This is a genomic window from Puniceibacterium antarcticum, from assembly GCF_002760615.1.
Taxonomy (GTDB): domain Bacteria; phylum Pseudomonadota; class Alphaproteobacteria; order Rhodobacterales; family Rhodobacteraceae; genus Puniceibacterium; species Puniceibacterium antarcticum.
In genome coordinates, this window is record NZ_AWWI01000021.1 from 71,383 (window position 1) to 84,138 (window position 12,756).

A 12,756-nucleotide genomic window follows, 5' to 3' on the forward strand; every position below is an offset into this window, starting at 1 on the left:
TCTCAGTAGAAATTGACGAGGTAGATGATCATCCCCATCAGTAAGATTGGCACCACATAGACCCCCAGGATCAGCTTGCGCCGCAGCGATCCGTCATATTCCTCCAGCCCCTGCTGAACAAAGACATCTCTGTCGCCGCTGCCAACCGCATCCCATTCCGCCATCAGCTTGCCGCGTCTGACAGAGCGGGAATAAAGCGACAGGGCGATATAGACCAGCGTGAGCACACCAAAACCGCCGATCAGCAGTTCCAGAAAGGCGATCATCTGCTGGTCTCCTTCACATGGCCCGGAACGGCGCAGCGTGCGCTCGGTTCATCTCTCTGACAGTCGGCTCACAGTATCCCTTGTGATGTGAGTTTCACGCAGGGCCTGTGCGACCGCCTCTGTCGGATCATACGGGATGTGGGAGGTGAAATGTTGATTTACATCTCAGTCAGGCCGAAAAACCGCTGCCGCCACGGTGAACCCTCTGATCGGCAGATCACCGCCGCGCTCAGTCGGGTTTCAGTGCGCCGCGTAGTTTGCGCAGCTGCAGTTGCAGCGCCAGCAGCTCTGCCATGCTCAGCCCCGTCGCCGCAGCGGCGCAGCCGGGCACATGGGCGGCCTGCGCCTCTTGCGCGCGCCCGGCCTCGGTCAGGTCCACCGAAACCCGGCGTTCATCCGCGCCATCGCGGCGGCGTTGCACCAGCCCCATGCCCTCAAGCCGCTTCAGCATCGGCGTCAGCGTGTTTGAATCCAGCCCCAGCCGCCGCCCGATTTCCCCGACGCTCAGTGGTGCCGCCGCCCAAAGGGTCAGCATCGCCAGATATTGCGGATAGGTCAGACCCAGCGGCGCAAGCAAGGGCTTGTAGATCCGTCCGAACGCATGGTTCGCGGCATATAGGTCATAGCACAGCATGTGCTCCAGACCGGTGGGGGACTGATCAGCTTTGTTCATTCGGTGAAATTATATCGTGCGCGATTTAATCGCAAGCCTTGACGTGATCATATGAGCGCTATAAGTATCGCACACGATTTAAACGTACACGATACAAAAGGTGGAACCCCATGCCGACCAAGATCCTGTATTCGACCAGCGCAACCTCAAGCGGCGGTGGCCGCAACGGCCACACCCAGACCGACGATGGCACGCTGTCGTTTGACCTGACGGTGCCCAAGGAAATGGGCGGCGCCGATGGCACGGGCGCCAACCCGGAAAAGCTGTTCGCGGCGGGTTATGCGGCCTGTTTCATGGGGGCGATGCGCTTTTATGCGGGCCAGAAAAAGGTGACCGTGCCCGATGACGCCAAGGTGCATGTCACCGTCGGCATCGGCCCGCGCGACGATTCCGGCTTTGGCCTCGACATCCAGATCAAGGTTGATCTGCCCGGCCTCGACCCCGAGGTGGCACAGGATCTGATCGACGGCGGCCACCACGTCTGCCCCTATTCCAACGCGATCACCAAGGGTCTGACCATCACGCCCGAACTGGCCTGATCCTGTCTTCTTGTAACCAGTGCCACCCCGCCAGCCTCAGCGCTGTGCGGGGTTTCTTTTGTCCGTCGGCGCGCCCGTTTCACAAGGAAATTTGGCCTCAGCCCTTTCGATGCGGCCCGATCAGTGCGGCCGCGGAAAGCATCAGGCCTGACACGGTGGCGATCATTCCGGCGGCAGACACCGCATTGCTGCCGCCAAACCAAAGCGGCCCATAGCCAGCCAGCACATAGCCCAGGATCGCCGACAGCACGGCAAACGCCACGCTCCACCAGATCTGCGCAGCCAGTCGGTTGGTCATCATCCGCGCCGTGGCGGGCGGGCAGATGAACATCGCGATCACGATGATCGACCCCACCGCATCAAAGGCGGCGACAGCGGCAATGGCGGCGGTGATGACAAGACCAAGGCTGAGCAGTTGTACCGGAATCCCCATTGTCCGCGCAAACCCTTCGTCAAAGGTGGCCATCTTCAGCGGCCGCCAGAAGATCCAGGTGCACAGCGCCACCACTCCCAGCGTCAGCGCCATGCGCGGCAGTTCGGGCGGCAGACCCCGCAGCGCAACCGGATCCAGCAGCGACGCCCAGCCCATGCCGTCCAGCCAGATCAGGCTTTCCAGATTGCCGTACAGCGCATGTTCGACATCCAGATGGACCGACGCCGTGTCGGATTGTTCCAGCAGCAGCACCCCTGCGGCGAACATCGCCGTAAAGATCACCCCCATCGCGGCGCCACTGTCGACCCGGCCCAGACGTCGGATCGTCTCGATCAGCACGACGGCGACCAGCGCCGCCCCGGCAGCCCCCAGCATCATCGGCCAGGCCGCAATGCGCCCGGTCAGCAGAAAGGCGACGATGATCCCCGGCAGCACCACATGGCTGATCGCATCCCCGATCAGCGACTGACGACGCAGCAGCAGGAAATTGCCGGGCAGGGCGCAGGCCACGGCGGCAAAGATGCCGATCAGCAGCGGCGCGAGCGACAGCATGACAAATTCAGCCCCCATCAGACCACCCTCGGGCTTGCGTTGATGCGCCGGTCCAGTTCCGCGATCTGGTCCTGGGTCAGCACATCCAGGATCAGGGTCAGCCCGTCGTCGCGGGTCGAAAGCTCGGACAGATGCATGCTCGACCGCAGCGCCTGCCAGCGGGTCTCGTCCCGCAGGGCAGCTGCGGCACGGCTGTGCCCCTCGGGTGTGGGCACACCATCGGCACGGACCAGCCCGGCGCGGCGCAGCAGGCGCCGGGTCATCGCCTCGTACACTGGCTGTTGCCGGGCAAGGGCCAGCAGACCCTGCCGCAGATGCACCTGCCGCTGATAGGCGCGGTGACGCAGGGCAGACGACAGAACACCACGCCCCGGCGACAGCAGCAGTGAGCCCACGAAAAATCCAAAGCCCACCAGCACGATGATCGGCCCCGTCGGAAGCCCCGGCGCCGTGGCCGACACCGCCGCGCCGATATAGCCCGACAGCCCCCCGAACAGCCCGGCCAGCAACACCACGCGATCCGCCCGGTTGGACCAAAATCGCGCGGTGGCAGCGGGTATGATCAGCAGGGCTACGATCAGGATCAGCCCGACGACCTTCAGCCCCACTACCGTGATCGCCATGACCAGTGTCATGATGGCAAGGTCCATGCGCTGCACGTTTATTCCCTGCGTTTGCGCATATCCAGGATCAAACGCCACCAGCAGCAGCGGGCGGCGCAGGGCAAGCGCACAGGCCAGCACGCATAGCCCCCCGGCGGCAATCAGCAGCGCGTCGCTGAACAGCATTCCGGCGGTGGACCCCAGCAGAAAGCTCTCCAGCCCCGCCTGACGCCCGGCGGACAGGGTCTGCACCACCGTCAGCAGCACGATGCCAAAGCCAAAGAACACCGACAGCACCGCCCCGATGGCCGCATCCTCGGCCAGCCGCGTGTGCCGTGTCAGCCAGGACAGGCACAAAAGTCCGGCCCAGGCCGACAGCGCCGAACCAGCCATGAGCCCGGCAAGGTTGCGCCCATCCCCTCCCATGGCCACCATCAGCATAAAGGCCAGCGCGAGCCCGGGCAGGGTGGCATGACTGACCGCATCGGCCACAAGCGCGCGTTTGCGCAGGAAAAGAAACGTGCCCGTCGCCCCGGCGGCAAGGCCAAGTGTGGCTGATCCCAGCGTGACCAGCGTGGCATTATAGCCGATCTGCAGGAACAGCGCGTCAATCAGCATCAGGCGTCCTGCGTCAGTTGCGTGATCTGCCCGTCGGCAAGGCGCCCGCCATAGGTTGCCTGCACGGTTTCGGGGGTAAAGGCTGTGCTGATGGGCCCCTCGCCCATCTTGCGGCGGTTGATCAGGAAAACATTGTCGAAATAGGCGCGCACTGTGGACAGGTCGTGGTGCACGGCAACCACAGTCTTGCCCTCGGCCCGCAGGCTTTTCAGCACATCAATGATGGCGCGTTCCGTCGCGGCATCGACCCCGGCAAAGGGTTCGTCCAGCAAATAAAGGTCTGCGCGCTGGGCCAGAGCACGGGCCAGAAAGACGCGTTGCTGCTGCCCGCCGGACAGCTGGCCGATCTGCCGCGCGGCAAAATCCTCCATCCCCACGCGGTCCAGACAGTCCTTGGCATGCCGGATATGGTGCCCTCGGACACGGCCCAGCAGGCCAAGGTCGCGGTAAAGCCCCATCAGGACAACATCCAGAACCTCGGTCGGGAAATCCCAGTCGACACTGGCGCGCTGGGGCACATAGGCGATGCGCTGGGCCTGTTCTGCAAGCGGCTGACCATAGACGGTGATCCGGCCTGACAGCGGTCGCACGATGTTCAGCGCGGCCTTCAGCAGGGTGGATTTGCCCGCTCCATTGGGGCCGATGATCGCGGTCATCGCGCCGTCCTGCACGGTCATATCCACAGAAAACACCACCGGCTGTTCACCATAGGACACGGTGAGGCCGCGAATGCACAGAGGGCTTTGATCCGGATCGCTCCGGGGCAGGGCAAGGGTCATGTTGCACCCCGCAGTTGGCCGGCCATGCCCGTTGCGGGGATCTCGGCGCCCAGGGCGCGGGCGATCACGGTCACGTTGTGGTCGATCATGCCAAGATATGTGCCCTCATAGGTGCCCGGCTCGCCCATGGCGTCGGAATACAGCTCTCCGCCGATCTGAACGGTGTGCCCCTGTGCGGCGGCACCCTCGATCAGGGCGCGGATGTTGCGGTCCGAAACAGAGGTTTCGACAAAGACCGACCCGATCCGGCGGCGCACCAGTGTATCCACCAACGTGCCGATGCGCTGCAATCCGGCCTCGGAGTCGGTCGAGATTCCCTGGATGCCAAGAACCTCGAACCCGTACTGTCGTCCGAAATAGCTGAACGCATCATGGGCCGTGACAAGCACACGCTTGCCCTCGGGCACCTTGGACAGGGCTTCGGTGGCATAGGTGGACAGGGCGTCGATTTCGCTGACATGGGCCGTGGCATTTGCCTCGAACGTCGCGGAAAGGTCGGGGCGCGCTGCGATCATCGCGTCCCGCGCGGCCAGCACGGCGGCGCGCCAGATATCGGGAACCATCCAGATATGCGGGTCCGGGCGGCCTTCGTACTCCGCGTGGTGAAGCAGCTGGTCCTTTCCAACCGCCTCGCCGATGGCGACGACCTGAGTGCGGTCGCCAAGGCGCAGCAGAAACTCCTGCATCTGCGCCTCAAGATACAGGCCATTCCACAACACCAGATCAGCGCGCGTTAGGGCAACAATATCTGTACGGGTTTGCCGGTAACTGTGTGGGTCAACGCCGGCCCCCATCAGTGCGCTCACTTCTACCGCGTCCCCCCCGATTCGGCGCGCGGCATCGGCGATCATGCCGGTTGTGGCGGTGATGGACAGCTTGCCTTGGGCAAGCCCCATTGCGGGCATCAGGGCCGTTCCGGCAATGCCAAGAAGAAGAGAGCGGCGATCAAGGGGCATGGTCAAATCATCCTGTTGCTTGGCTTGAATATGAGAGTCATTCGCAAATAGTCAACATTTTTGCGAATGATTCTCAATAAACCAGGGATGAGTCACAGCCGTGCCGCTAAAATGCGCATGGGATGGCGTTGCGTTGCGCTTGAAGTCGGGCGAAACCGCCGCCACAATTGTGTAAACGGCGCGACGACGGAGGAAACCATGCCGGAACACGGGCCGCAACACAGGCAAACCGGGCAGGGCGAAGCTCAGCCTGATGCCAAAAACCTGCCGCAGACGGTCGAACAGCGCAATCCCGGGATCCCGCTGGATCTGGATTGGGTGATGCGGGCAACGGCGAACCGATCCGCAATCGAACGGCGTGCGGCCTCTTTGCCCGGGCGTCGATCGCTCAAGAAGGATCATCAGGCGGCCTGGCTTGCGCGAGCGATCTCCTGCATCGACCTCACCACGCTGGCCGGGGATGACACGCCGGGCCGGGTACAGCGCCTCTGCGCCAAAGCACGTCAGCCGGTGCGGGCGGATCTGCTCAAAACGCTGGGCCTGCCGGGGCTGACCGTCGGCGCGGTTTGTGTCTATCACGACATGATTGCCCCTGCGGTGACGGCGCTGGCGGGGTCGGGGATTCCGGTGGCTGCGGTGTCTACGGGGTTTCCTGCCGGTCTGTCACCCTTCCATCTACGCCTCGCAGAAATTGGCGAGAGTGTCGCAGCGGGCGCAGCCGAGATCGACATCGTGATCTCACGCCGCCATGTTCTGACCGGGAACTGGCAGGCTTTGTATGAGGAAATGCAGGCCTTTAGGGCGGCCTGTGGCAACGCGCATGTGAAGGCGATCCTGGCAACGGGCGAGCTTGGGACCCTGCAGAATGTGGCCCGGGCCTCGCTGATCTGCATGATGGCGGGGGCGGATTTCATCAAGACCTCGACCGGCAAGGAACCGGTTAACGCCACCCTGCCAGTGACGCTGGTGATGCTGCGGGCGATCCGGGATTATCACGACGCAACGGGCGTCCGGGTCGGCTACAAACCCGCCGGCGGGATTTCCAAGGCAAAGGATGCGGTGACTTACCTCGCGTTGATCAAGGACGAGTTGGGGGGGCGCTGGCTGCGCCCCGATCTGTTCCGCTTTGGCGCATCATCCCTGCTGGGTGATATCGAACGACAGCTCGAACACCATGTGAGCGGCGCCTATTCGGCGGGCTGGCGGCATGCGATAAGCTGAAGCACCCGTTGCAGCGTCGCAATGTGCGTATTTGGAAAGAGAAGAAAAGATGGGCGTGAGCGAGATATTCGAAACGATGGAGTATGGTCCCGCGCCCGAAAGTGCGGCGGAGGCACAGGCCTGGCTGGCCGAGCGGGACGGCCGGTTCGGGCATTTCATCGACGGCGCCATGACCCAGCCGGGCCGTGGATTCGAAAGCCGCAATCCCGCGACGGGCGCGGTGCTGGCCCTTATCACGCAGGCAACCCAAGCAGATTTGGATGCGGCCGTTGCGTCGGCACGGCGTGCCCAAGGGGATTGGGCGGATCTTGGCGGTCCCGCACGGGCGCGATACCTCTATACCCTTGCAAGGCTGTTGCAGAAACATGCGCGGCTGTTCGCGGTGCTCGAAACGCTCGACAATGGCAAGCCGATCCGCGAGAGCCGGGACATTGATGTGCCCCTTGCGCAGCGGCATTTCTACTATCACGCCGGGATGGCGCAGCTGATGGAGTCCGAGCTGCCCGGGCGCGTGCCTCTGGGCGTCTGCGGGCAGATCATCCCGTGGAACTTTCCGCTGCTGATGCTGGCCTGGAAGGTCGCACCGGCCCTTGCCATGGGCAACACCGTGGTCCTGAAACCGGCCGAATATACTTCGCTCACGGCGCTGCTGTTTGCGGATATCTGCCAACAGGCGGGTCTGCCCAAGGGCGTTGTGAACATTGTGACCGGCGACGGCACGGTGGGTGAGATGATCGTGGGCGCAGATGTCGACAAGATCGCCTTTACCGGCTCGACCGAGGTGGGGCGCAAGATCCGCGTCGCGACCGCCGGTTCAGGCAAAGCGCTGACGTTGGAGCTGGGCGGCAAAAGCCCCTACATCGTGTTCGAGGATGCGGATCTGGATTCGGCGGTCGAGGGGCTGGTGGATGCGATCTGGTTCAATCAGGGGCAGGTCTGCTGTGCCGGATCGCGCCTGCTGGTGCAGGAAGGTATTGCCGCGCGGTTTTACGCGAAACTGCGCGCCCGCATGGACGGGCTGCGGATCGGTGACCCGCTCGACAAGTGCATCGATCTGGGTGCCATTGTCGACCCGGTGCAACTGGCGCGGATCCGGGCACTTGTCGATTCCAGCGATGGTGAGGTTTATCAACCGGCGACGCCCTGTCCCGAAGGATGCTTCTATCCGCCGACGCTGATCACCGGTCTCAGCCCGGTGTCCCCCTTGATGCAGGAAGAGATCTTTGGCCCGGTACTGGTGGCGACCACCTTCCGCACACCGTCCGAGGCGGTCGAGATTGCCAACAACACGCGCTACGGTCTGGCGGCGAGCGTCTGGAGCGAGAATATCAATGTCGCGCTGGATATCGCACCAAAACTGGCCGCAGGTGTGGTCTGGATCAACGGTGCCAACTTGTTCGACGCCTCGGCGCCCTTTGGCGGCGTGCGCGAGAGCGGCTTCGGGCGCGAAGGCGGGTGGGACGGGCTTCTGGCCTACACCCGCGAAATTGGGGCGCAAAAGCCGCTGACACAGATCAAGGCCTTCAGAGGCGCCGAGGTTGAACCGCAAGCGGTTGACCGGACAGCAAAGTTGTACATCGGTGGCAAACAGACGCGGCCTGACGGGGGCTATGCGCGCACTGTCTATGACGCGGCGGGCGAGCTGATCGGTCAGGCGCCGCTGGCCAGTCGCAAGGATATCCGCAACGCGGTCGAGGCGGCGCACGGCGCCAAAGCCTGGGCTGGTACAACGGCCCATCTGCGGGCACAGGTCCTGTATTATGTGGCAGAAAACCTGTCGGCGCGTTCTGACGAATTCGCCAAAAGGATCGATCAGCTGACCGGCGGTCGCGACGGGGCAAAAGAGGTCGAGTTGTCGGTGAACCGCCTGTTCACCTATGCCGCCTGGGCCGACAAGTTCGAGGGGCGCGTGACGCAGGTGCCAATGCGCGGCGTCGCCATGGCCCTGCGCGAACCCTGCGGTGTGATCGGCGCGCTGTGTCCAGACGACAGGCCTTTGTTGGGGCTGGTGTCGCTGATGGCGCCGGCGATTGCGATGGGCAACCGGGTTGTGCTGATCGCGTCAGAGGCGTTTCCGCTGATCGCGGCTGATTTCTATCAGGTGCTCGACACATCCGATGTGCCGGGTGGGGTGGTCAATATCCTGACCGGAAGCCACGTCGAACTTGCAGCGACACTGGCCACCCATATGGATATGGAGGCTGTCTGGAGCTTTTCTTCGGCAGATGTGTCGGGTGTTATCGAAGCCGGCGCGGCGGGAGTGCTCAAGCGGAGCTGGGTGAACAATGGCCTCGCGCGCGACTGGTTGGGCGCCGAAGGAGAGGGGCGGGCGTTTCTTGAGGCTTCAACCGAGGTAAAGACGGTCTGGGTGCCTTATGGCGTCTGACCTGCAATGCTGCCAGCTGGCGCCGACAGGATCTGAACTGTCGGCATGACGGCACTGGCGCTTTGGCTCGAATCAGCCTATGGGCACCCTCTTACGCTCTGCAGTGTCACCGGACATTGAGATTTTACATCCGCAGTGCTATATTGAAACTACCTCAGCGTCGGGGATGTGGTCGGCGCAGCAAAACCAGGAGGACAATGTCCTGTCATTCAACACTGAAGCGGCCCGTGCCGCTCACCCGGGAATGCCCATGTCGGGCGTAACCCATCTGGATGTGACCAGCGAAAAGATCCTCGCGGCTATCCTTGCAAGCCTCGATGACAACAAGGGCGAAGATGTCGTGCAGATTGATCTGCGCGGTAAGACCGCCATTGGCGACTATATGGTCATCTGCTCGGGGCGTTCGTCCCGTCAAGTCGGCGCGCTGGCGGAAAATGTTGTGGACGATCTCAAGCAGCAGTTTGGTGTGCTGTCCAAAATCGAAGGCAAGGAAACCGGCGACTGGGTCCTGATCGACACAGGCGACGTGATCGTGCATGTCTTTCGCCCGGAAGTGCGCGAATTCTACCAGCTGGAAAAGATGTGGCTGCCTGCGGGCGCTTCTGCAAAGGCCACAACCCAGTAAATGCGGGTACATCTGTGCGTGGTGGGCCGTCTGCGGACTGGCCCCGAACGCGAAATGATAGACGACTACCTGCAGCGGTTTGACCGCGGCGGGCGGGCGCTCAGCCTTGGTCCGGTTACAGTGCATGAGGTCGAGGATCGCAAGGGCGGCGGCATGGCGACAGAAGCCGTGCTGCTGCAAAAGTCGGTTCCGTCCGGGGCGCTGATCTGTGCGCTGGATGAGCGCGGGCCGATCATTTCTTCGCCCGAGTTCTCCGACAGGCTGTCCGGATGGCGGGATGCGGGCACCTGTGATCTGGCATTTGTGATTGGCGGGGCGGACGGCATTGATCCAACTCTGCGTGATCAGGCAAATGCGACGCTGTCTTTCGGGAAAATGGTTTGGCCCCACATGCTGGTCCGCGTGATGCTGGCAGAGCAATTATACCGGGCAGCCTCTATCCTCGCTGGCAGTCCTTATCATCGGATCTAAAGTGTTTCGCGCGTCTGATTTTGATCCGGGCAATTTCCGCCCGGATCCCTTTTCCCAAGGTTCTTTCTGATCAGCTGTAGGCGTAGACCAGAAGCGCAATCCCCAGAATGACCCGGTAGATCACGTAGGGTGTAAAGCTGACGGAGCGCAGCAGGCGCATCATCAGGGTCAATGCAAGCATAGCCGATACAAAAGTCAGCGCGGCGGCGATGCTGCCGTCGCGCAGTGCTGCCATGTCGGCATCGTGCACGACCTTGACGCCTAGCAAGAGACCCGAGGCCGCGATGGTCGGGATCGACATAAGCATCGACAGTTTGGCAGCATCTGTGCGCGCATATCCCATCTGGCGCGCAGCGGTGATGGTGATACCAGACCGCGACGTTCCGGGGATCAATGCAATGGCCTGCCAAAGACCCATCTTGAACGCATCACGCAGGGTCCAGTCCTTGTCGGTTTTGACCTCTTCGCCTTTTTGGTCTGCCCAATAGAGTACGATGCCGAAGATCAGCATGGTCCAGCCGATGACTGCGACAGACCGCATCATGTCCTCAAGTCCTGTGAGCTGAAGCACCAGGCCGACCAGCACGACCGGAACGGTTGCGATGGCCAGGCAAAGAGCGAGGAAAGCACCAGGAGTGTCAACCTTGCCGCGCAACAGGCGCATTGTACCGACCGCAGCGATTCGAACGTCTGCCCAGAAAAAGATGATCACGGCCAGCAGGGTGCCCATATGCACAGCGACGTCGATCACCTGGCCCTGGTCTGGAATGCCGGCAAGTTTGGGCAAAAGAATCAGGTGGCCAGAGGAGGAGATAGGCAAAAATTCGGTAATGCCCTGAATCAGAGCGAGAATGATGAGATGGGTCAGTGGCATGGTTGCCCTCATGTATGAAGATACGTCTTCGTATAAGCCTATAGGATCAGGAGGAAAGCTGGAAAGTAAGTCCGCTTTGTTACCTAAAAATCCGTTTGAGTACAGGCAAAGAGCTTGAGCGATGAAAATTAATCAGCATATAGGTCAGCTACTCTGCCTTTTCTTTCGTTTTGCCGTTGAGTAAACAAGAAATCCAGGCGGAATGGGAGCGTTTCATGGCGAAGCAGCCGATGTTGAAATTCGTGAAGGTTGAGCGGGCCATGCCCGACAAGCGCGATGCAAGCGCGCGCAAAGAGGACTTTCAAGAGATTTATTCGGAATACGCAAAGGCAAAGGCGCAAGAGCAGTCTTCGCGCTGCTCTCAGTGCGGCGTGCCTTATTGTCAATCGCATTGCCCACTGCACAATAACATTCCGGATTGGCTGCGCCTGACCGCCGAAGGGCGGTTGAAAGAAGCGTATGAGGTCAGCCAAGCCACGAACACCTTCCCAGAGATATGTGGTCGCATCTGCCCGCAGGATCGCCTGTGCGAAGGCAATTGCGTGATCGAACAATCCGGCCACGGCACGGTCACGATCGGGGCGGTCGAAAAATACATCACCGACAGAGCCTGGGAGGAAGGCTGGGTCGAGGCGATCAAGCCGCATGTCGAGCGTCCTGAAAGCGTTGGCATCATTGGTGCGGGCCCCGGGGGTCTTGCAGCTGCGGATGTGCTGCGCCGTCAGGGCATTCAGGTCACTGTTTACGACCGCTATGATCGCGCCGGCGGACTGCTGACTTATGGTATTCCGGGCTTCAAGCTGGAAAAGCCCATCGTCATGCGCCGAAATGAACAGCTTGCCGCCGGCGGTGTGACGTTCAGACTGAACTGCACTGTGGGCGTTGATATATCGTTTCAGGAAATCCGCGACACACATGATGCGGTCATAATCGCAACTGGAGTCTACAAGACACGCGATCTGCAGGGGCCGGGGTCTGGCGCCAAGGGAATCGTGCGCGCCATCGACTTTCTTACCGCAAGCAATCGCAAGAGCTTTGGCGACGCCGTGCCGGAGTTCGACAGTGGAGAGCTGAACGCCAGCGGCAAGAAAATTGTCGTGATTGGCGGCGGCGACACGGCCATGGATTGTGTCCGTACGGCAATCCGTCAGGGCGCGACCTCGGTCAAGTGCCTTTACCGTCGTGACCGGTCCAATATGCCGGGCAGCCAGCGCGAAGTGCAGAATGCCGAGGAAGAAGGCGTCATCTTTGAATGGCTGACTGCGCCCAAGGGATTCAAGGGTGACAGAGTAACCGGTGTCATCGCTGAACGCATGCGTCTTGGTATGCCGGACGCCACGGGGCGTCAAAGCCCAGAGGTGATCGAAGGGTCGGATTACTTCGAAGAGGCCGATATCGTCATCAAGGCGTTGGGGTTCGAACCCGAGGATCTGCCCACTCTGTGGGATCAGCCCGAATTGGGTGTGACCCGCTGGGGTACGGTCAAGGCAGAGTTCACCACCGGTGCCACGGACATGCCTGGCGTCTATGCGGTGGGTGATATCGTGCGCGGTGCCTCGCTGGTAGTATGGGCGATCCGCGACGGGCGCGATTGTGCCAATGCGATCCTGGAGCAGATGAACGGTGCTGCCGTGATCGCGGCGGAGTAAGAGGCAATGAAAGGGGGCGTCTGAGGCGCCCCGGGTTCACCGGGAGAAACAGGCCAGTTGCCACCTTCAGGGATGACGGGGCTTTACGGTTGATGCAGGGGGCGGACTTTGA

At 61.8% G+C, this 12,756-nt stretch carries 13 protein-coding genes; 6 read left to right on the forward strand and 7 right to left on the reverse strand.

Going from position 1 to position 12,756, the window contains the following annotated elements; translation table 11 throughout:
• Positions 1-2: 2 nt before the first annotated feature.
• A complete protein-coding gene (locus P775_RS02220) occupies positions 3-266 on the reverse strand; it encodes a hypothetical protein (RefSeq protein WP_099909430.1) in 264 nt (87 codons plus the stop codon).
• Positions 267-495: 229 nt separating this feature from the next.
• A complete protein-coding gene (locus tag P775_RS02225; protein ID WP_099909431.1) occupies positions 496-939 on the reverse strand; it encodes a MarR family winged helix-turn-helix transcriptional regulator in 444 nt (147 codons plus the stop codon).
• 110 nt (positions 940-1,049) lie between these two features.
• On the opposite strand from P775_RS02225, the gene P775_RS02230 reads away from it, so the two are divergent.
• On the forward strand, positions 1,050-1,478 hold the full coding sequence (locus P775_RS02230) for an organic hydroperoxide resistance protein (RefSeq protein WP_099909432.1): 429 nt from the start codon (positions 1,050-1,052) through the stop codon (positions 1,476-1,478).
• A gap of 97 nt (positions 1,479-1,575) precedes the next feature.
• On the opposite strand, the gene P775_RS02235 is transcribed toward P775_RS02230, so the two are convergent.
• From P775_RS02235 to P775_RS02250, 4 genes are read right to left on the reverse strand one after another with little or no spacing between them, the layout of a single operon-like run.
• Complete coding sequence (locus P775_RS02235) at positions 1,576-2,481, reverse strand: metal ABC transporter permease (RefSeq protein ID WP_180287288.1); 906 nt, start codon at positions 2,479-2,481, stop codon at positions 1,576-1,578.
• Positions 2,481-3,683, reverse strand: coding sequence for a metal ABC transporter permease (locus P775_RS02240; protein ID WP_099909433.1), 1,203 nt, complete (start codon positions 3,681-3,683; stop codon positions 2,481-2,483). The genes P775_RS02235 and P775_RS02240 overlap by 1 nt, the downstream gene beginning before the upstream one ends.
• On the reverse strand, positions 3,683-4,462 hold the full coding sequence (locus tag P775_RS02245) for a metal ABC transporter ATP-binding protein (RefSeq protein WP_099909434.1): 780 nt from the start codon (positions 4,460-4,462) through the stop codon (positions 3,683-3,685). Before P775_RS02245 ends, P775_RS02240 begins: the two co-directional genes overlap by 1 nt.
• Positions 4,459-5,418: a metal ABC transporter solute-binding protein, Zn/Mn family gene (locus tag P775_RS02250; protein ID WP_099909435.1), complete on the reverse strand. Its 960-nt coding sequence runs from the start codon at positions 5,416-5,418 to the stop codon at positions 4,459-4,461. Before P775_RS02250 ends, P775_RS02245 begins: the two co-directional genes overlap by 4 nt.
• Before the next feature lie 198 nt (positions 5,419-5,616).
• Here P775_RS02250 and deoC point away from each other — a divergent pair, with 198 nt between their 5' ends.
• The 4 genes from deoC to rlmH all read left to right on the forward strand — a co-directional run bounded on the left by deoC (position 5,617) and on the right by rlmH (position 10,121).
• Complete coding sequence (deoC, locus tag P775_RS02255) at positions 5,617-6,639, forward strand: deoxyribose-phosphate aldolase (protein ID WP_099909436.1); 1,023 nt, start codon at positions 5,617-5,619, stop codon at positions 6,637-6,639.
• A 49-nt stretch (positions 6,640-6,688) separates the two neighbouring features.
• On the forward strand, positions 6,689-9,025 hold the full coding sequence (locus P775_RS02260; protein ID WP_099909437.1) for an aldehyde dehydrogenase family protein: 2,337 nt from the start codon (positions 6,689-6,691) through the stop codon (positions 9,023-9,025).
• A 250-nt stretch (positions 9,026-9,275) separates the two neighbouring features.
• Positions 9,276-9,650, forward strand: coding sequence for a ribosome silencing factor (gene rsfS / locus P775_RS02265; protein ID WP_245875531.1), 375 nt, complete (start codon positions 9,276-9,278; stop codon positions 9,648-9,650).
• Positions 9,651-10,121, forward strand: coding sequence for a 23S rRNA (pseudouridine(1915)-N(3))-methyltransferase RlmH (gene rlmH, locus P775_RS02270; RefSeq protein WP_099909439.1), 471 nt, complete (start codon positions 9,651-9,653; stop codon positions 10,119-10,121). It begins immediately after the preceding gene.
• Between the two features lie 70 nt (positions 10,122-10,191).
• On the opposite strand, the gene P775_RS02275 is transcribed toward rlmH, so the two are convergent.
• Positions 10,192-10,995 (reverse strand): undecaprenyl-diphosphate phosphatase, encoded by an 804-nt coding sequence (locus P775_RS02275; protein ID WP_099909440.1) that lies wholly within the window; start codon positions 10,993-10,995, stop codon positions 10,192-10,194.
• A gap of 215 nt (positions 10,996-11,210) precedes the next feature.
• Between P775_RS02275 and P775_RS02280 the strand changes: the two genes are divergently transcribed.
• Positions 11,211-12,644, forward strand: a complete 1,434-nt coding sequence (locus P775_RS02280; protein WP_099909441.1) for an NAD(P)-dependent oxidoreductase — start codon at positions 11,211-11,213, stop codon at positions 12,642-12,644.
• Positions 12,645-12,756 lie beyond the last annotated feature (112 nt).

Coding starts and splice junctions, on each gene's coding strand:
- P775_RS02220 (WP_099909430.1), bottom strand. CDS start 266: ATGATCGCCTTTCTGGAACTGCTGATCGGCGGTTTTGGTGTGCTCACG.
- P775_RS02225 (WP_099909431.1), bottom strand. CDS start 939: ATGAACAAAGCTGATCAGTCCCCCACCGGTCTGGAGCACATGCTGTGC.
- P775_RS02230 (WP_099909432.1), top strand. CDS start 1,050: ATGCCGACCAAGATCCTGTATTCGACCAGCGCAACCTCAAGCGGCGGT.
- P775_RS02235 (WP_180287288.1), bottom strand. CDS start 2,481: ATGGGGGCTGAATTTGTCATGCTGTCGCTCGCGCCGCTGCTGATCGGC.
- P775_RS02240 (WP_099909433.1), bottom strand. CDS start 3,683: ATGCTGATTGACGCGCTGTTCCTGCAGATCGGCTATAATGCCACGCTG.
- P775_RS02245 (WP_099909434.1), bottom strand. CDS start 4,462: ATGACCCTTGCCCTGCCCCGGAGCGATCCGGATCAAAGCCCTCTGTGC.
- P775_RS02250 (WP_099909435.1), bottom strand. CDS start 5,418: ATGCCCCTTGATCGCCGCTCTCTTCTTCTTGGCATTGCCGGAACGGCC.
- deoC (WP_099909436.1), top strand. CDS start 5,617: ATGCCGGAACACGGGCCGCAACACAGGCAAACCGGGCAGGGCGAAGCT.
- P775_RS02260 (WP_099909437.1), top strand. CDS start 6,689: ATGGGCGTGAGCGAGATATTCGAAACGATGGAGTATGGTCCCGCGCCC.
- rsfS (WP_245875531.1), top strand. CDS start 9,276: ATGTCGGGCGTAACCCATCTGGATGTGACCAGCGAAAAGATCCTCGCG.
- rlmH (WP_099909439.1), top strand. CDS start 9,651: ATGCGGGTACATCTGTGCGTGGTGGGCCGTCTGCGGACTGGCCCCGAA.
- P775_RS02275 (WP_099909440.1), bottom strand. CDS start 10,995: ATGCCACTGACCCATCTCATCATTCTCGCTCTGATTCAGGGCATTACC.
- P775_RS02280 (WP_099909441.1), top strand. CDS start 11,211: ATGGCGAAGCAGCCGATGTTGAAATTCGTGAAGGTTGAGCGGGCCATG.